The organism is Spirochaetales bacterium (genome assembly GCA_016930085.1).
Lineage (GTDB): Bacteria > Spirochaetota > Spirochaetia > SZUA-6 > JAFGRV01 > JAFGHO01.
On record JAFGHO010000049.1, the window covers coordinates 1 to 19,901 of the forward strand.

Genomic DNA, 19,901 nt, shown 5'->3' on the forward strand with positions numbered 1-19,901 from the left:
CTCATGCAAAACAGATGCTGTCATATGAGGCTCCTTGAATAAAAAGTTTTATACATTATATAACGCATAGAAAGTGACCGCTGCTTTGATTTTTTTTTAAAATGCCGTCAAACAATTATTCAACAGGAACCGTTTAGAAAAAACATAAACAACAAAACCGATTTTATCGCTTTACCTGTCTTGATAGAAAAGAAACGGTCAATTATTATTGATGTAAGGATAAAATTCGCGTAAAAAACCGGTCGGTTTTAAAACCGGATAATGAAAGGAAATACAATGAAAAAAATTGTCTGTTTATTGCTGCTGTTATCATTTTTTCTCTTCTCCTGCGTGACCCCGGACAATGCAGCGACCGGACAACGGCAGGAAAAGGCCGCCGGCGACGTCGAGATCACGATAGAGACGGATATTCCTTCACTGAAAGACGTTGTAAAAGATCATTTTTTAATCGGCGCCGCAATTGAACCCAATAAATTGAGAAATCCGAACCATATCGCATTATTGAAGAAACATTTTTCAAGTATCACGGCGGAAAACTGCATGAAGCCGTCTTCTCTTCAACCTATGGAAGGCACGTTTAATTTCTATGCCGCCGATAAACTGCTTGAATTTGCCCGTGAGAACGGTATCGCGTTTCGCGGCCATACACTTGTCTGGCACAACCAGGCGGCGGAATGGATGTTTTATGAGAGCAAGGGAAGTGAACATCCTGCATCAAGGGAACAACTGAAAACCCGTCTTAAGGACCATATATACACTATTATGGAACATTTTAAAGGGAATGTGTACGCCTGGGATGTGGTGAACGAAGCGATTGACGTGGGCAAGCCCGATGACATGCGCAACAGTAAATGGTATCAGATAATGGGCAAGGAATATATAGAACTGGCTTTCCGGTACGCTCGGGAAGCGGACCCGGATGCGAAATTGTTTTACAACGACTATGATATGACCATTCCCGGTAAAAGAGACGCCGTCATAAGAATGGTAAAAGAGATGCGGGAAAAAGGTGTTCCTATCGACGGTATCGGCATGCAGATGCACGGCTCGATTACAAGCCCGACATTACAGTCGTTCGAAGAAGCGCTGGCCGTCTATTCGGGATTGGGTGTGGAAATCCATATAACGGAACTCGATATTAATATATATGGAAGCGGGGCGCAGTCTTTCGAGACGATACCCGAAGAACTCCTTATCGCGCAGGGATACCGTGTAAAAGACCTTTTTGAAATAATGAAAAAATACAAAAACATCACCAGCGTGACGTTCTGGGGACTTGCCGATGATTACTCCTGGCTTCAAAAAACGGACCGGATGAACTGGCCGCTACCTTTTAATGAAGCGTTTAAAGCAAAACCCTTTTATTGGGGAATCGTCGATCCCTCAAAACTAAAACCAAGGATTAATATGGCAAAGGCGGTCGAGGGGACTCCCGAAATAGACGGTACACCCGATGATTTGTGGGAGTTCACCGAATATGTCCCGAATATTCCGGGCACGTTGGATGTGAGTGCCAATGTCCGCACCCTGTGGGACAAGGATAATCTCTATATTCTGACGCAGGTTAACGACAAAACACCCGCCCGGAATGATGAAATAACGGTTTTTATTGATGAGAAAAACGACAGAACGGACACGATGGATGAAAATGACCGGATTTTACACTACAAGCTGGATAAAAGCTGGAAAAACTCGCAAGACGCCGTCGTTTCAATCACCGAAAACGGCTATATCTTCGAGGCCTGTATCCCGTTTGAACATATCGATGGGAAAAAAGCCGTAAAAATCGGATTCGACTTTTCAATTAAAAACGACGATCGTGCAGTTTTAAAATGGAATCATCGGGATAGGATTGAAAGTGAAAGCCCCTCTTTATGGGGATTAATAAACCTGGATACGGCGCCCAAAGGAATGATCGTTTATGAAGGAACTCCCGTGATCGATGCCGAAAAGGATACATCATATAACAAGGGAACGGCTTTCCCCGTTGATCTTTTTATTTTGGGGATTCAGGGCGAAGATGTCCGGTTTGCCGGCGCAACGGCGAACGCCCGGGTGATGTGGGATTCGAAGGGGTTGAGTGTTTATTTGCAAGTTATCGATCCCGTCCTGAGCGATAAAAGCGATCTCGACTACAGTCAGGACAGCGTTGAAGTGTTTATCGATGAAAACAACCACAGGACCACCTCGTATGAACAGGATGACGCCCAATACAGGGTCAATTTTAAAAACCAGACATCCTTCGGTTCCACAGGCAGCGTCGAAGGATTCAACAGCGCGGCAAAAATAATCCCGGGCGGATACGCGGTCGAAATGTATATCCCTTTCAGAACGATAACAGGGAACAAGGGAACCATCATCGGATTCGACCTGCAGGTGAATGACGACCAGTTGGGAAACGGCAACAGGGCAAGCATTTCAAAATGGAACGATCCGACAAATGATTCATGGCAGTCGACCGCACAATTCGGAGTCGTCATTTTCAAATGAAGCGATAAATCGTACGCATGCTTTGGATATCGGGCAATAAGCGGTTATTCCGCCTCCCCGCATTGCTGCTTGACGAGTCTTGTGTGATTGTCGTTATACACGATCCACTCGAGGTCCCTGCTCCAGTCAAGGCTCAATATTTTCCCCCCGGAAACCTTGCAGACGTTATGTATCTCACCGGATGATAAGGTCAGGAAATATATTTCATAGTAGCAATTCCCAGAGCATTTCTCGACCGCAAAGACGATCCCGCCTCCGGTATCGTCGAACCTGAAATACCGGGTCGGTTCCCTGCCCCCGAGGGCGTTCCTGTCGAACTTTTTCACGGGAACGGCCCCTTTTTTATTAATTGCATAGACGGTATAGGCCCTTTCACCGTCGTCGAAGCATATCGCCTTTGTATCGGTCTTGTCGAACCTGAACCGTGACCTGCCCGACATGGCGTAGCTGAAGTTTTCAAGCGGAAGGCGGCCGCCGGTTGTTATATCATGCAGGAAAAACCCGTCACTGTCGTTCATCAGAAGGTACCTGCCCGTATTCGAAATCTGAAACAGGTTGACGGTCTCGAATTGCCCGCCGCTTCCGGGGATCGTCCTGATCTCACGCCGGTAGAGTTCCCGAATTTTCTTTGTCCCGATGTGTATCGCCTTTACGACGATATAGGGTTTGGCAGGGTCTTTCAGCCAGAATTGATAGACCGCGGCTGAGGCATCCATAAAGGCGACCTCGTTCTCGTTGATCCAGCATATTCTTCCCACCGGTTCTCCGTATACCTTTTCGAAATTACCCTTTGCCGTACTGCCGATCCAGAGGTGCGCCTTGTTCGTGTAATAGTTCGCCTTGTCGCGCGCCTGCAGGGCGATTCTGTTGCCGTCCGGAGAAACAAGCGGGCATTCCTCGATAAAGAACGTCCCTTTATCGAAGCGCTGCAGTACGGACTGGGCATTGGCCGCATAACAAAAAAGGCAGATTAATACCGATATAAACAGTATTGTTTTTTTCATAGCTCCCTCCGTCAATGTTCTTTTAATGACCGTTGATAGTGAAATTTTAAAAGACTTTGAATAAAAAAGCAAACTTATCGACGATTCAATAAACCTTAAAAGCAGGGTTATTGAGGTGCCCTTATTTCATTATTTCCCGTCTCAGAAGCTTTTACATATATCAAAACGTTCATTACAGACGCGCGGTACGGAACCGAACACGACACAGCGATATATCGAAATCACGGAACCGGGATGCGGTCTCGATAAAAATATCGAAAATCCCGGCCAAGAAAATAATTGATTTTACACTCTCTATTTACAATAATTAATGAATATCACATAAAGAAAAGGAGTCGAAATGAAGCATATCACCGTCTCTCTCTTTCTCTGTATATTTTTGATCCTTGTCGGCGGTTGTGCCAAAAAAGCGGGACAGGAATTAACAAGAACGGACGACCTGCTATATATCAATTATATTTCGGAATATACGACTGGCTCCGTTTCCTGCACATCGCCGGTTACCGTACGGCTTGCATCCAATGCCGATCTCGAAAACAGGGACATCGCCCTGGAAAACGGGGAGGCGGCGCCGGGAATCCTCATCATAAAACCTCCCGTAAAAGGAAAAGCCATATGGGACGACCCGAGGGTCATCCGGTTTTACCCCGACGACAAACTTCCGTCCGGGGTCTCGTATGACTGCGAGCTCGCCCTGTCGAAAATTTTCGATGTACCGGAAGAACTTTCTTCATTTCCGTTCTCATTTAAAGTGTTTAGACAGGACTTTGATGTCGTCATGGGCGATGTTCTTTTTTCCGGTGATGCCGTGACAAAGCAGACAATTACCGGGACCGTTACCACTGCGGACTGGGCTTCTATCGACAATGTAAAACGAATTATTACGGTAAAGGGAAAGGACAGAGAATTATCCGTTCTGTGGGAACATGAACTGGATGAAAACAAACACACATTTAGAATAGAAAATCTGATTCGTGAAAACAAGACCTATAAAATTAAGATCGAATGGAAAGGAGATCCTATCGGTGTCAATAAAAAGGGAAATACCTTTGTCGATATCTACGGACTAGAGGTTTTCAAATACCTGAATTTCCGGCTTGTTCTGGAAGGCGAACGGCATATGGATATGCAATTTTCCATGCCCCTGGATGAAAAACAGCAGCTGGCCGGGATTATTGCCGTCGACGGGGATGTCAGCCCTTCCCTGTTTATTGAAAAGAATATTATCAGCCTGTATCCGTCAAAAGGGGCGAGAAATACATTGAACGTTACCATCAACAATGAATTAAAGGATGTGACGGGCTCGAAACTCGGTGAAAAAGTGGAATTATCCGTAACCTTCAAACAGGAACCCCCGCAGGTTCGCTGGGTCCGTAAAAAAGGCGGCATTCTCCCGAGTACGGAAGGATTCGTCATTCCCTTTGAAGCGATCAGTCTGAAGGCGGTCGATGTGTCCGTGATTGAAGTGTATGAGAACAATCTCATACAATTTTTGCAGGTTAACAGGGATGTTACCGGCGACAGGGAAATCAAGCGGGTGGGAAGACCCCTTCTGTATAAAACGGTTCCGCTTGAACACAAAGAGGTAAAGGATCTGTATGAATGGAACAGGTTCAACCTCGATTTTTCCGACCTCATCAAGGTCAAACCCGGATCGTTATACCAGGTAAGAGTCAATTTCAGAAGATCGCAATCGATTTACTATTGCACGGATACCGGAGAGGCCGTCATTGCCGATGAAATGCTGAAGGACAATTGGGATTCACAACAGGAAAGGTCAAACTGGGATTACTGGGACGATTACTATTACGACGAGGATTACTGGGAAAACAGAAACAATCCGTGTAAAGACGCATACTACGGGAAACAGAGGGAAATAACGACGAATTTACTCGCATCCGACCTCGGCATCATTGCCAAAGGCGGTGAAAACGGGGAACTTCATGTATTTCTGACGGATATAAAAAACACGGATACATTGAGCGGGATCGATATCGATGTCTATAATTTCCAGCAGCAATTGATCGCTTCAGAAAAAACAAATGCATCCGGCTATGCTTTAATCAAGATAAAAAATACCGACAGCATACCCTTTGCCGTCATTGCCGGACGCGGCAAGGAACGGGGGTATCTCCGGGTGGATGACGGAACCTCCCTGTCCATGAGTAATTTCGATGTCGGCGGTTCCAGTACAAGACGGGGCCTCAAGGGCTTTATCTACGGAGAACGGGGGGTATGGAGGCCGGGAGACACGATGTATCTCAACTTTATCCTCGAGGATAAAGGGAAAATACTCCCGGAAAATCATCCCGTAATTTTTGAACTGGTCAATCCGAAATCCCAGGTGGAAGAACGGATCGTGAAAACTGAAAATATCGCCGGAATCTATTCTTTTCCGGTAAAAACTGATCCCGATGACCCCACCGGCGACTGGAAAGCCCGTATCCGCGCCGGCGGTGAAATATTCAGCAAGGATATCAAAGTCGAGACAATAAAACCGAACAGGCTGAAGATAAACCTGGACTTCGGAAAAGAGCGGCTTTCCGCCCTTGATACATCGATAACCGGAACCATCGAGGCGGCATGGCTTCACGGGGCACCGGCAAAAAACCTGCGCGCGGAATTTACGCTTCTGCTCAACCCCATGCTCACATCGTTCGACGGATATCCGGGATTCAGTTTCGACGATCCGTCACGGGAATACTATCCGGAAAAAGAAACCGTATTCGACGACAATCTCTCGGAAGAAGGCAAGGGATATTTTTCCTTTATTCCGGTGACAATCGACAATGCCCCGGGCGCATTAAAAGCGATTTTTATGGGAAAGGTATATGAAGAGGGGGGGGATTTCAGTATCGACAAGGTAACCCTGCCCTATTACCCGTATACCTCTTTTACCGGGATAAAACTCCCGCCCGGAGACAAATCCCGGGGAATGCTGCTGACCGATGAAGATCATAAGGTTCAGATTGCCACCGTCGACCCGCGGGGGAAACCCCTCTCCCGAAGAGGACTGGAAGTATCCGTATACAAACTCTCCTGGAAATGGTGGTGGGATCAATCCGGTGAAAATCTTTCAAGTTATATCGGGCGGTCATACAGCCAAAGGATTTCAAACGGGGTGGTGGATACCGTCAACGGCAAAGGAGAATGGAGTTTGAGGATCAATTACCCGGATTGGGGACGGTACTTTATCAGAGTATATGATCCGAACTCAAAACATGCCGCGGGAAAAATATTTTATATCGATTGGCCGGGGTGGGCCGGCAGTGCACAAAAAGGCGAGCTGTCCGGAGCGACCATGCTTTCATTCTACTCGGACAAGAATGAATACACCGTGGGAGAGAAAGCGAAGGTGACGATTCCGGTGTCGGCGGACGGACGGGCCCTTGTAAGCCTTGAGACGGGGAGCAAAATAGTCCGGAATTTCTGGGTCCAGACAAAAAAAGGACAAACGACCTTTGATTTCGACATTACCTCCCTGATGTCGCCCACGGTTTATATTCATGTCACGCTTGTCCAGCCTCATGCGCAGGTGAGCAACGACCTGCCTGTCCGGCTTTACGGGGTTTTTCCCGTAAAGGTGATCGATCCCGAGACAAAACTCCAGCCGGAAATCGGTATTGCCGATACCCTTGCCCCTGAAAAGGAAGTTTCCATCGTCATAAAGGAAAAAACGAGAAAGCCCATGGCATATACCCTTGCAGTCGTCGATGAAGGACTTCTGGATATAACAAACTTCGATACCCCCAACCCCTGGTCCGGCTTTTATACAAAAGAAGCGCTGGGAATTAAAACATGGGATATCTACGATGAAGTAATCGGCATACTGAGCGACCATTTCGGTCCCCTGCTCGCCATCGGGGGCGGGGGTGATGAAATTCTTCCCCCCAAAGACCAGAAAGCGGAGCGCTTTAAACCGGTGGTAAAATTCTTCGGACCATTTTATCTTGCCCCGGGCAAAACGAATAACCACAATTTTATTATGCCCCGGTATATCGGTTCGGTAAAAACGATGGTCGTGGCGGCATATGAAGGGGCGTACGGAAACGCGGAGGCCACATCATTCGTGAAAGAGTCCGTAATGGTGCTCGGAACACTCCCCAGGGTACTGGGTCCCGGTGAAAAAATCAAATTGCCGGTCAATGTGTTCGCAATGGAAGAAGGGATAAAGAGTGTCGATATCGGTGTAAAAACGGAAGGTCCCTTACATCTCGACGGCAAGGCAAGTCAAAGGATCTCATTTGCAAAACCGGGTGAAAAATTCGTCTATTTCGACCTTACCACACCGGAAGAAATCGGGATCGCAAAGGTCTTTATCACGGCGCAATGGGGGCAGGAAAAAACAGGCTATGATGTCGAGATGGATGTCAGGCCGTCAAATCCCGCCGAAACGAAAGTTTATCAGGCACTCATTGAATCCGGCAAAGCATGGGAGATGGACATCGATCCCATCGGCATTCCCGGAACCAACAAGATGACCCTCGAACTTTCCTATCTTCCGCCGGTGAACCTGGAAAAGCGGCTTTCATTTTTAATCCGGTTCCCCCACGGCTGTATCGAACAGACCACGTCGTCGGTTTTTCCCCAGGTGTATCTCGACGAGATTGTCGACCTGACCCCCGACCAGGCGGCGGAAATAGAAAGGAATATCAACGCGGGAATCGATATGCTGAAATCGTTCAGAACCCCCTCCGGCGGTTTCGGATACTGGCCCGGCGATACGGATGCATCGCCGTGGGGTTCCAACTACGCCGGGCATTTCTTGCTCGAGGCTAAAAACAAGGGATACAATGTTCCGCCGGGAATGCTCGGCGACTGGGCCAATTACCAGGAGTCCGCGGCAAACAGATGGGATAGTAAACGGGGGTTCGATGAAGATATCAACCAGGCATACCGTCTTTATACCCTCGCCCTTTACGGCAGGCCCAACCTCGGGGCGATGAACCGCCTAAAAGAAAAACAAACCCTGGACAACCGTGTGCGGTGGCGGCTCGCCGCCGCTTATGTGCTTGCCGGAAAAAAACCCATCGCGGAACAGGTAATCGATGAATACAAACTCGATACCTCCGTTCGGGATTACCAGGTCACTTCCGCCACCTACGGATCCGCCCTGAGGGACAAGGCCATGATTCTTGAAACGCTTGTGCTGATGGAAAACAGGGAGATGGGATTTACTTTGCTGAAAGAAATCTCTGAAAACCTGGGAAGCGACCAATGGCACAGCACCCAGACCACCGCATACGCATTGATCGCGATTGCCAAATTCGGGTCAAGACAGGGAACGGGTGACCATATCGCCTGTGATTATACATTCGGCAGTAAAAAAGGAACCCTCCAGGGCGACACACCTTTTGTCTCGACGGAACTGCCGGTCCTGTCCGCACACTTCACCGTAAAGAATACAGAGACAAAACCGGTGTATGCACGGTTTACTTCCATGGGAATACCACTCAAGGGGAAGGAGCTCGATGAAGAAAAGGGGATATCCATGAACGTCACATACAAATTGAAAGACGGTACCGTTATTAGGGATCTCTCCAAATTCACCCAGGGAACGGATATTTTTATAGAAACGGAAATAAAGAACCCGGGTATATACGGAAGCCTGGAAGAACTTGCATTGACGCAGATATTCCCCTCCGGATGGGAAATACTGAACCTCCGCCTTCAGGATATCGAGGATTACTCCGGATTCGGCAAGCCGGAATACCAGGATATACGGGACGACAGGGTGTATACCTACTTTGACCTGGCGGCCAATGAAAGCAAGGTGTTCCGGATAATGGTGAATGCGGCATACCTCGGTGAATACTATATGCCGGGAATAAATTGCAAGGCCATGTATAATAACGGGATAACGTCGAGTAAAAAAGGCAGAAACATTGTTATTGTCGAGTAAATGGTTCGTACAGACCGGGAAACGATTAAAACGATATCTCCTGTCATTAATGGATATTCGGGAAGTGCAATGCCGGGTGATATCCCGTATAAAGCAATTGAAAGGAATTATCAATAAAAAGTGGCATGGCGCCTTTCTGACATGCTTTTTTTTCTTTACGTTCATTCTCCTTCTACCGCTCGAGCAGCCGCTGTTCGAAGGGGATTATTCGACCGTTCTGAAAGACGGCAAGGGGAACCTGCTTTGTGCCCGGATCGCCCGGGACGAGCAATGGCGGTTTCCCCCGGTGACGAAGGTGCCCGAAAAATTCAGGAAATGCATTATACTTTTTGAAGATAAAAATTTCTACGTTCATCCGGGGATCGATCCGTTCGCAATCGCGCGTGCCCTTTGCCGGAATATTGAAAAAGGTGAAATCGTTAGCGGAGCAAGCACCATCACCATGCAGGTGATACGGCTTTCCAGGAAAGGAAAGCCGAGAATTATAACGGAAAAAATAATGGAAGCCCTTCTTGCCTTGAAACTCGAACTCATGTACACCAAAGACCAGATACTGGCGTTTCATGCATCGAATCTTCCGTTCGGCGGAAATGTCGTGGGTATTGAAGCAGCGTCATGGAGATATTTCGGGCGGCAGCCGGATAATTTGACCTGGGCGGAGACGGCGCTGCTTGCCGTTCTCCCGAATGATCCCGCAATGATCCATCCCGGCAAAAACCGCGGCCTCCTGCTCGAGAAACGCAACCGCCTGCTGGACAGGCTCTGCGAGAAAAAGATAATTACACAAACGGAATGTACCCTGGGAAAAGAAGAACCGCTGCCCGGAACCCCCTATCCCATCCCGGCAAAAGCCCCGCATCTTTTCGACCGGATGATAAAAGACGGACATGGGGGAACCTCCGTTATTTCCAGTATCGATCCCGCGCTGCAGCATCTTACCGCTTCGATCATCCGCAAGCATTACAAACATCTGTCTCGCTCGAAAATATACAATGCGGCCGCTTTGATCATAAAAGTCGATACGGGAGAAGCCCTTGCCTATGTGGGAAACACGGAACCGCTTTCCGGCGAACAACACGGTAATGCCGTGGACATTATCGCCGCAGACAGGAGTACGGGAAGTATTCTCAAGCCGTTTTTATACGCATTTATGCTGGATGAAGGGGAAATCCTTCCGGAAGAGATCGTTCCGGATATTCCGCTTTTTTACAGGGGATTTGCCCCGATGAATTTTGCAAAAACCTTCGACGGTGCAATCCCGGCGAGCAGGGCGCTGACCCGTTCACTGAACATCCCGTTCGTGTATCTGCTGCAAAAATACGATTACCGCAAATTCTACAGGAAACTCGCACAACTCGGCATGACACTCCCCTATCCCCCCTCCCATTATTCATTATCCCTGATCCTCGGCGGCGCGGAATCAACCCTCTGGGATCTGACCGCTATGTACGCGACAATGGCGCGGGTACTCAAACATTATCCTGTTTCAGGATACAGTCATGAGGATTACATCAGGAATACCTATCTGCCCGTTCCCGGTAATCCGGCGGATCCAGAAAAAAGAAAAAAATCGGACACGAGTCTCCTGGGCGCTGCTTCCATCTGGTTCACTTTTTCCGCAATGAAAGAGGTTGTCCGTCCGGACGAGGAAAGCAACTGGAATCGATATGCATCGTCACGGCCCATCGCTTGGAAAACGGGAACCAGCTATGGAAACAGGGACGGCTGGGCAATCGGCATTACGCCGGACTATGTCGTCGGGGTATGGGTCGGAAATGCCGATGGGGAAGGCAGACCCGAAATAAAAGGGATCCATATCGCCGGACCGATCCTCTTCGACATTTTCGGCATCCTGCCCCATACGAACTGGTTTACAAAACCGTGGACCGATATGGTATTCGCTGCGGTATGCAAAAAAAGCGGTATGCTGGCATCACAATCCTGTGAGGATACTATCATAACGGAAATCCCCGCCCGCGGTCTTTCTTCTTACCCCTGCTGCTACCACAGGATCGTCCATCTGGATGAAAAGGAAGCATATCAGGTGAATAGTTCGACGTATCCCGTTTCAAAAATGGTTCATAAAAAGTGGTTCGTACTCCCCCCGGTACAGGAGTATTATTTTAAAAAGCGGAACAGTTCATACAAAGTGCTGCCCCCCTTTCCGGACCATGTTGATACAAGGATGGAGTTTATCTATCCCGCGAAGAACAAAACGAACATTTATGTTCCCCTGGAACTCGACGGTACCCCCGGCAAAACGGTGTTTGAAATCGCGCACCGGAGCCCTGATACAACGGTTTTCTGGCATCTCGACGGCGAGTACCTCGGCGAGACAAAAGCCATTCATCAGATGGGGGTTTTCCCCCGGGAGGGAGAGCACGAGCTTGTCGTGATAGACGAGGAAGGGAACGTGCTCACGAATCATTTCACCGTTGTGAAAAGGATGAAGGGCTGACCCGACGAAATGGATACGTGCTCCCCGGTCAAAACAGAGACACAGCCCGCTGTCGACCGGTATCGCATATTTTCGCGAAAGTCTCCCGGAATACCGGCCGCCGTCATCCGCTTTCCTGTAACATCCCGGACGATTCCCATTTACCGCAAATGATAAAAACCGATGTTACCGGTCGGTTTCATTCTCCTTTCGCTTTAAGTTGAAACCGCCCCAACCGCCATCGAGTATAGTTATATTGAGTGATCCATTGAAAGGGATCGGATATACATAAGGTAAAAAAGGAGGTACATATGAAAAAAACAGAATCAATTGCCGCCATTGTCATTGCCCTTTCGGTTCTCTGCATGGCGGTGCCGGTTTTTGCCGCAAGCCCGGATGAAGGCGATATACAACACCTGATCTTCATGCGGGAAGAGGAAAAACTGGCGAGGGATGTCTACCTGACCATGGCGGCCCTTTATCCGCAATCCGGCGTCTTCACCACGATCGGGACGCAATCCGAGCAGACCCATACGGACACGATCCGGGACATGCTCGAGCAATTCGGGATTCCCGATCCCAACCCCGGAGCGAACATCCTGCCGGAAAGCATCGGCGTGTTCACCGGAAAAGAGTACGGCTGGTACTTCACGGATAAATACAATACGCTGGTGTCCCGCGGCAGGATAAGCCTGCTCGATGCGCTGTATGTGGGCGCGTTTATCGAGGAACTCGACATGCTCGATATCGTCTCCTGTCCGAAAGTCATCCTGGAGACGGCCGATCTTTCGGGCACCTGCCGGTGCGGCCTTGCATGCACGGACGTGAAGGCGATCCGGACGATGCTCACACATCTCCTTGACGGATCGAAGAACCACCTGCGGTCGTACGTGAAGAACATCGAGAAAATCATCGGCAAAGGCAATTACGAGGCCCAGGTCCTTACTCAGGAAGAGGTCGACGAGATACTCGGAAGGTGAATGAAAGCCCCGCGCGCGGGGCTTTTTTTTAAATGGTATTGGAACGCGAACGGCCATGAAAGCGGCCGGTTCGATTATCAAAGCCGTTCGGTCAACCATCAATGGAATGCGATGAGTGACTTTCTGAATATCGGGTAAGGGGGCGGTTTCTTTTTTCATCAGCGATGTGCTATATGGGGAAGACCTGTATGTTACAGGCGGAATAATACCGGCTTATTTATGGTTTTATTAAAATCTCCTTCCACACCGCATAATGATATATTCGTATAGCCGTTGTTCCAGTAAATCCGTAATAGCCGCATAATATTTTTTTAAATTGAATATACGATTTTATTATGATATTCTGGCCATAAATGGAAGATGGAAAAGATATATCTATCATTGTCGTTGACGATGAATCAATCATTCTTGAAAGTATAAAAGATTACTTCGATTATTTATCGATCACGATATTTTCGAATCCCGTGAAGGCACTTGAAGCCTTTAAAAAGCAGTATTTTGATATTGCTGTTGTGGATTACAAAATGCAGACTATGAACGGCCTTGAATTACTGATCAATGCCAAAAAAATGAAATCTTATGGCTACGGTATTTTGCTGACCGCCTATGCGAATAAAAAACTCCTGGAACAGTTTATCAATAAATCGCTTATACAGCATGTAATGGAAAAACCTCTATCTCTGGATTCTCTGGAGACGATATTCAACCGGGCTATAAAAATATGCAGAGAAAAGAAAGATCAGCCGGACTATAAAGCGCTTTACAGGGACCTTCGGGATACAATTAATATACAGAGTAAAAACCGGTTATTTTTAGATCCGAAGCTTGATGAGTATTTCGGTAACTTCAGGAAAATTTCATATTCCGATGCAAACATTCTTATTACAGGTGAAACGGGAACAGGTAAAAACGTTCTGGCCATGTTGATCCATGAAATGAGTCGAAGGGCGGATAAGCCTTTCGTGAAGATCGACTGTGCTGCCTTGCCGGGGCAATTGATAGAGAGTGAATTATTCGGTTATGAAAAAGGGGCATTTACGGGAGCCGATCAGTCAAAACCGGGAAAGATCGAATTGTCAAACGACGGAACCCTTTTTCTTGATGAAATAGGAGAACTCGATCTTCGGCTTCAGATAAAACTGCTTAAAGTCTTGCAGGAAAAAGAGGTTGAGAGACTGGGAAGCAACAAAACAAAACCTATAGATTTCAGACTTATAACGGCGACTAATAAAAATCTGCAGCAATTACTCGATCGGAACCAGTTCAGGGTGGACTTATATTACAGGATAAATACCTTCCACCTGCCTGTTCCTCCTTTACGCAACCGAAAAGAACTGCTGAGACAGTTGATATTTCATTTTACTAAACTCTTTTCGGAAGAAATGTATCATAAGGATATTGATATAAGTGACGAAGCATTAAGCCTTCTTCTGCATTATACATGGCCTGGTAATATCCGTGAACTGGAGAATGCAATCAAAAGATCTCTCATACTAGTGGATGAGGAGGCCGAAAAACTTGAACCCGGCGATTTTAATTTTTTATTCAACATCAAACCGCATAATGAAGATATTTTCCACAGTATCGCCGAATACATAATCAGGGAAAAAAAATCCCTAAAGGATATCGAAAAACCTATTCTAAAACAAATCATCACACATTTCAACGGCGACATCAGCACGGCCGTACAAAACACATCGATATCCAAAAATACATTTTACCGTAACCGCTGAATTTTAAGTATATCCCGATCTATGCAGCGACATGTCCGAATTCATTATTGCCGGGTTATTTTCCCAAAAAGAGAAAATCATTCCCATTATGGGAATAAATATATTGATGCCTATGCGGACAACCTCCATGGGACAAGATGTTTTCTGCTGGAATTCAACCGGTGACACTTATTTTTCAACCGGCAGCATGATGGCATGATAATTGCATAATACTGACATGATTAAAATATATAAGGAGGAAAAAATGGATAGGAAGACTATTCGAATATTTTTAATCATTGTTTTAATTGTCTCAGATACCGTCATTTTGTCTGCAGCCGGAGAAAGGGAGCCGGAACCCGTGGACGAAATCGAGGAGCTGGGAGCGCCCGTCGGCGAGAATGAACTCAGGGAAATGATGCCGGAATATTATGCTTATGAAAAGGTACTTAAAAGACTGGGACCGGTTGATCTTGAGGCCAGTATGAAAAGGCTCCCCAAATCTCATCCTGCTTACGGCATGAAACCGGGTGAAATAAAATACGGGGATATTTTTATACAATGCGGTCCCGATCCCAAGGCAGTCCGTCCTCCGTATATTCTGGGCGTTCCGAAAAACAGGCAACCCTTGTATAAAATTCTTGAAAGTACTGATTTCGAGTCCGAGGAAATTTACCGGCAAAAACAAAAAACGAATATGCTTGAGTATTACAAGTGGTACGCTTCTTTTTATGGCGGCAAACTGGGCCGTGTCGGGCAGGAAAAGCTTGCATCCGTTTATATCAAAGCGTATGAAAAAATGGAAGCCATCAGAGACCGGGAAATACCTGCCGAAGAATCTCTGAAAAAAACAGCGGCAATTCTGGCGGAAACCTCACTTATAGAGTATAGCATTTACAAGGAAAACAGAATCACGCCCCCTGCTTCGAATCCATTCAGCAACGGCAATTACCGTGACCCGCTGTTCAAAAAAAAGGTGGAGGACATGTTCTACAAGTCCTTTCTTTATTATACAGACAGAGAATACAGAGACAACCTCAAAATTCCGGTAAAGGAAATTACATTCAACCGGGATTATTATCAGAACGACTCAGCCTTTTTAAAAATAAATCCCCGGGAGGTTTCTTATGAAACCGTCAGGGTCAATGTTACCAGTCCGGATAGTCTTGCCGAACATCTCAGGAAACATGAAAGCATCCTGGAAAGGGAACATACAAGCGTGACAACCAGCCTGTCTGATGCAGAACTTTTGTACTATGACTTCCGTGTCTATTCCGCAGAACATCCGGTCGTGTCGGATTGGGAAACCGTCAGGCATGTCAGTATCGTCGGCGGCTGCTGGGTCCATTTGATAAGAAAAAAAACAGTGACGACAGTAAAACACCCTGAAAATGAAGTGATAGATGAAAAAGTATACACACTGCATGAGGAGCTTTTTGTATGCTGGCTTATCGGAAACGGCTGCCTCGGAGATTATAAAGCCACTGACAGTCTGAAATTTCTGGGAAACTGGCATTTCTCGACATATGACGCTGTAAGAAGAAAGGCTTATGGTGTAGAACCCTATAGAAAATCCAATGGAGTGAAAAAACATTATCCCATGCGGGCCTGCGCTTACTGTGTCGGTACTTACGGCGTCACCTTTTTCTGCCACAACAACGCGAATGCCTTTACCGTCAGGAAATGGAATTGGGCCTGGATAGACGATCCTGATGAATATCAGGGAATTCATCCTCCATATGGACTATACGGCGTGCTTGGTATCAGCAACAGGACGTGTCTATTGAGTCCCGGTGTCATATTGAAGGGGGGAATACCGGGATCGGGATTACATTATAATATTCCCGCCGTCGCGTATCTTCCCCATACACATGCGGTGGATCTGGCGATTTCAACTCTTATTGAATTAGCTGCTCCTGCATGGGGATACGGATTAGGAGTATATTATAATGCTAAGAAAAATGACTGGAGATCTTCCGGCGCCAAATATACTCCCCATCTTATTCCCCCGGAATTGGGATTAAAAACCAACCGCACTTTCTTGACGGAAGGCTGGCCTTAGTAAGCGATGCGGATGGACAAACGGATCCTGGTCAGGACATCCCAACGGCATATCCGCCTCACGCAGGCGGATATGCCTCATTGACGTCGGGAGTATTGGGGAGTATGATTTAAGCACAAAAATGAAACTATTTATACAAATTATGCTTGTAATAACTATTGTATTCCAAAACGGCTGCTCGGTATTCGAAGAAGGGATATTCCGGTCGACGGCCAGCAAAGGACATCTCGATCTGCGGTCATGGGATCCCGTCAATGACAACCCTGCAGATCTGTCGGGTGAATGGGAAATATACTGGAACCGTCTGCTGACTCCGGACGATTTCAATAAAACAGACCCGGTTCCCTCATACATCGAAGTCCCATCACCCTGGCAGGGGAGAAAAATCGACAATGAACTCCTGACACCGATGGGCTACGCTACATACAGATTGACAATTCAGCTGAACCGGTATGATACGGTACTGGGTCTTTATATCCCGAATATGGATAATGCCTACCGCCTGTGGGTCAATGGATCATTAATTTCAACAGGAGGATATGTCGGAACCAACCATGATGAAATGAAACCTCAGCGGTTGCCCTTAATACGGTTATTAAGTACGGCTGAAAACAATCTCGAAATGGTGATCCAGATATCAAATTTCCATCATCGTAACGGCGGAATGCTTCATCCGGTCTTGATCGGGAGCTGGATAACTATTAACAGGTATCACGACAGGGGAATAGCCTGGGAAATGTTTTTATTCGGAGGCCTTTCGCTTACCGGTATCTATCATCTAATATTGTCCTTAATAAGAAAAAGAGAACTATCATGCCTTTTTTTCGGTCTTTTCTGTATAATCATCGGAATACGGATACTGGTTTCAGGGCATTATTTGCTTGTTTACGCCTTTCAGGGGATAAACTGGGAATTTGGAGTAAAGCTTGAGTACCTGAGTTTTTACTTTGGCCTTCTCTTTTTTTCACTTTATCTATATGGCCTTTTCAGATCAATAATCAACGTCCTTGTTATTCGGATTATAACGATAATTTCTTCTCTTTTCATTATAACCGTTCTGGTGACACCGGCCGTAATATATACACAATACACATTGATACCGTTTCAAATACTGGCGGTAGCCGGCGGTGTATATTATATAGTATTTCTTTTAAGAATCAGCCTGAAATCAGACCGTGAAGCTGTTTTTGTTTTATGTGGATTATTATTTATTTTTACGGCGATGGTAACCGATATTTTATCCTCTCATGCCGTATTCAGACTGAAGCCTCTCATTCCTTTTGGATCATGTCTGTTTATCTTTTCCCAGTCCCTGCTTCTGTCGATCAAGTTTACAAAAACCTACCGCGAACTGGACAATTTATCGAAAAACCTGGAGAAGAAAGTAGCTAAGCGGACCACCGAATTGCAGGCGGCAAAAGACAAACTTGAAATATCACATAATGAAAAAATGAGTTTTTTCGTAAACCTGTCACACGAAATAAGAACCCCGCTTATGCTGCTAAGTAACTATATGAACGATTATATAAACGACCACGGAAGCCATCCATCCCTTTTAATCATGCAGGAAAACATTCATAAATTGATTCGCGACATGATTAATTTCTTTGATATTTTAAAATTTGAAAAAGGCATGAATATCTATAACCACGAAAACATCGTGGATTTTTCCAGGTTCTTGACCGCGAAACTGAGGTTGTTTTCATCTTTTTTTCGGAAAAAGAATATAGCATTAATAAGCGATATAGCGCCTTCGCTATATATAAAAGCCGATCCAATGTCAGTAGACAGGATTCTCAACAATCTCCTTGAAAACGCCGGCAAATACACGAAAAAGAACGGTCGCATTTGTGTGAAATTACATGGAGATACTACGAAAGTACGTTTTTCTGTTGCCGATACGGGAATCGGCATCAAAGAGGAACAGCTAGAGAAAATCTTTTTACCGTATTACCAGTTGTCCCATAAAAAACGGAACATCCAGGGGATGGGAATGGGGCTTGCAATTATCAACAACATTATCGGGGAATTGAAGGGAATAATAACCGTAAACAGTAAACCGGGTGAAGGCAGCGTTTTTCTTGTGGAACTCCCTCGTTGTTCGGTGGAAAATACGCAAACGCCCTGTTCGGATTTTGTTGAAACAGGAAGCGGTTTTTTCATTTTACCAGGCGATGAAATGCCTGAAAAAAATCGATATGACAAATCAAATCCTGATCTGCTGCTGGTCGAAGACAATGAAGAATTGCTGTATCTGATGAAAAAAAATATGGGACATTTGTTTAATATTTACTCTGCCGGAAACGGAAAAGAAGCAATCGCCGTATTGGAACAAAACCCGACAATTCAAATGATTGTTTCGGATATAATGATGGATGAAATGAACGGTTTCGAACTGCTTGAAACAGTACAACAAATTCAAGGGTTTGAAGAAGTTCCGTTTATTTTTATCACAGCAAAAGCAACCATAAAAGAAAGAAATTTTGGGATCGAAAAAGGAGCCGTCGACTACATATTCAAGCCGTTTTCAATCAATGAACTGGCATATAAAATTCAGGCTTTATTCCGCTATCGATATTTACAAAAGAAATTACATCAAAAGGAAAAACAGGCTTCTTTGGCGGCAATGACGGCCAGTATTGCACACGAAATTCTAAATCCACTCAGCGGGATTTCGGGTCCGCTGGCTAATCTGGACAAACAATTATTGCAGGAAAATCTTGTAAAAAAGGATTTTTTATTCAAACACATTAATTATATACGACAAAGTGTTTCAAAAATCGAGAATATAATCCGTAATGTTAAGCTTATTTTCAGTGAACAGAAACTAAAAAAAGAAAATATCGATATAAAAAGTCTCATCGATTCAATAATCAGTAAGTATAGGGAGTCTTCAGAAAAGAAAATAAAATTTGTCCTTAATGACTTTGAAGATTTAAGAATTCATACGGATAGAACAGCATTTTTACAGATAATCGACAATATTGTAAGCAATGCCGTAAATGCAATTGAAAACCAGGGAACGATTTCAATATCCTGCTTGAAGGAGAAAGATCAATTCATAATTAGAATCGAGGATAATGGACCGGGAATTCCCGATGAATTGAAACCCGTGTTATTCGAGGCCTTTTTAAAGGGAAATCATAATTATCCCGGAAACGGACTCGGGATGTTTATCGTGAAAGAACTTACAGCAAAACTGAACTGGGATATTCAATTTGAATCCGAGGAAGGAAAAGGTACTGTTTTTCTGGTAAAAATCAACTGATTTCACAACACGACATCCTTTCTGATTTTCTCCTCCACACCGTGAA

The 19,901-nt window shown here is 45.7% G+C and carries 9 protein-coding genes; 8 read left to right on the forward strand and 1 reads right to left on the reverse strand.

Annotation, left to right across the window (positions count from 1 at the left end):
• Positions 1 to 276 precede the first annotated feature (276 nt).
• The gene (locus tag JW881_07940; GenBank protein MBN1697429.1) at positions 277 to 2,490 is read left to right on the forward strand and encodes an endo-1,4-beta-xylanase; all 2,214 of its coding nucleotides are present in this window, start codon (positions 277 to 279) and stop codon (positions 2,488 to 2,490) included.
• A 44-nt stretch (positions 2,491 to 2,534) separates the two neighbouring features.
• Here JW881_07940 and JW881_07945 read toward each other — a convergent pair whose 3' ends face one another.
• Complete coding sequence (locus JW881_07945; GenBank protein ID MBN1697430.1) at positions 2,535 to 3,494, reverse strand: hypothetical protein; 960 nt, start codon at positions 3,492 to 3,494, stop codon at positions 2,535 to 2,537.
• 340 nt (positions 3,495 to 3,834) lie between these two features.
• Here JW881_07945 and JW881_07950 point away from each other — a divergent pair, with 340 nt between their 5' ends.
• From JW881_07950 to JW881_07980, 7 genes are all read left to right on the forward strand, one after another.
• Complete coding sequence (locus tag JW881_07950) at positions 3,835 to 9,396, forward strand: hypothetical protein (GenBank protein ID MBN1697431.1); 5,562 nt, start codon at positions 3,835 to 3,837, stop codon at positions 9,394 to 9,396.
• Positions 9,380 to 11,854 (forward strand): penicillin-binding protein 1C, encoded by a 2,475-nt coding sequence (gene pbpC, locus JW881_07955; protein MBN1697432.1) that lies wholly within the window; start codon positions 9,380 to 9,382, stop codon positions 11,852 to 11,854. Before JW881_07950 ends, pbpC begins: the two co-directional genes overlap by 17 nt.
• Positions 11,855 to 12,144: 290 nt before the next feature.
• Positions 12,145 to 12,813 (forward strand): DUF2202 domain-containing protein, encoded by a 669-nt coding sequence (locus JW881_07960; GenBank protein MBN1697433.1) that lies wholly within the window; start codon positions 12,145 to 12,147, stop codon positions 12,811 to 12,813.
• Positions 12,814 to 12,951, forward strand: a complete 138-nt coding sequence (locus JW881_07965; GenBank protein MBN1697434.1) for a hypothetical protein — start codon at positions 12,814 to 12,816, stop codon at positions 12,949 to 12,951.
• Positions 12,952 to 13,166: 215 nt separating this feature from the next.
• Complete coding sequence (locus tag JW881_07970) at positions 13,167 to 14,546, forward strand: sigma-54-dependent Fis family transcriptional regulator (GenBank protein ID MBN1697435.1); 1,380 nt, start codon at positions 13,167 to 13,169, stop codon at positions 14,544 to 14,546.
• A gap of 244 nt (positions 14,547 to 14,790) precedes the next feature.
• Positions 14,791 to 16,587, forward strand: a complete 1,797-nt coding sequence (locus tag JW881_07975) for a hypothetical protein (protein MBN1697436.1) — start codon at positions 14,791 to 14,793, stop codon at positions 16,585 to 16,587.
• Positions 16,588 to 16,729: 142 nt separating this feature from the next.
• Positions 16,730 to 19,855, forward strand: a complete 3,126-nt coding sequence (locus JW881_07980) for a response regulator (protein ID MBN1697437.1) — start codon at positions 16,730 to 16,732, stop codon at positions 19,853 to 19,855.
• Positions 19,856 to 19,901 lie beyond the last annotated feature (46 nt).